This window comes from uncultured Microbulbifer sp. (assembly GCF_947489355.1).
Lineage (GTDB): Bacteria > Pseudomonadota > Gammaproteobacteria > Pseudomonadales > Cellvibrionaceae > Microbulbifer.
Genome location: NZ_CANLDD010000160.1, coordinates 1 through 941, shown reverse-complemented (window position 1 = coordinate 941; position 941 = coordinate 1). Strand labels below are relative to the sequence as shown.

Sequence of the window (941 nt, the reverse complement as noted above, 5' to 3'; positions counted from 1 at the left end):
TAGCCTTCGGCGTAGATGCCATGGGTGTTCCCGGTAATCACATTGCCGCCACTGATCTGCGGGGCACTGTTGCGATAGGCAGAGATGCCATTTTTGCTGCCGCGAATCGTATTACCTGATATCTGTGGAGCAATCACCGCTTCTACCGAGGCGGCCCGGGCATCGATACCGCTGTAGTTGTTCAGCAACTGTGAATTGCGTATCGAACCATCGCCGCCATTAAAATAGATACCGATATTGGCACAGTGCACTTCAGCGTATTCAATCGTCGCTGTAGCTCCTGCAACCACTGTAATCCCAGGCCAGTCCTTTCTCCTGGTGTTGATACCATCACAGGCCTCTGCCGTTGGCTTGAAGACAATAGGCGATGCCTCATTACCTTGTGCAGTCAGGGCGCCTTTAACCAGCAACGGATAATTGCCGGCAAACTGGAGTTCAGTGCCAGAGCCAATACTCAGGGTTGTGCCTGCGGCAACTTCCACCCGGCCGAGCACCAGATAATTGTCTTCTGGCAGGTTCGTATCTTCCGTGAAATAGCCAAACAGTGCCTCTCCGGTATAGGCCTGGTTACCATCGGGACCGTCGAGGAAGTGGCGATAATCCACAATCGGATAAGTGCCCTGCCCATCTGTCCAGTCGTAGATCTTCTGTGCAATTTGTCCCGCATCCGTGCTGCCCCACCAGTTGCCGGTGGCATCCAGGGTGGTCAGTGCCGCATCCGCAAAATACCGTGTGTAATAGTTGTAAGAACTGTTGTCGTAGAGACTGTTGCCGGTTACTACCGGTACCGGGTTTTGCGCCACATCACTACTGTGGCCATAGGCATAGATACCATAGACGTTCCCAGCAATCACATTGCCGCCGCTGATCTGCGGGGCACTGTTGCGATACACATAAATGCCGTTTTGGCTACCGCGAATTGTATTACCGGCTATCTGTGG

General features: G+C 53.2%; 1 protein-coding gene. It reads right to left on the bottom strand.

What is annotated here, in order from left to right:
• Positions 1 to 941, bottom strand: a 941-nt coding sequence (locus Q1A48_RS21275) for a NosD domain-containing protein (RefSeq protein ID WP_299948864.1), incomplete at both ends; no start/stop codon positions are given.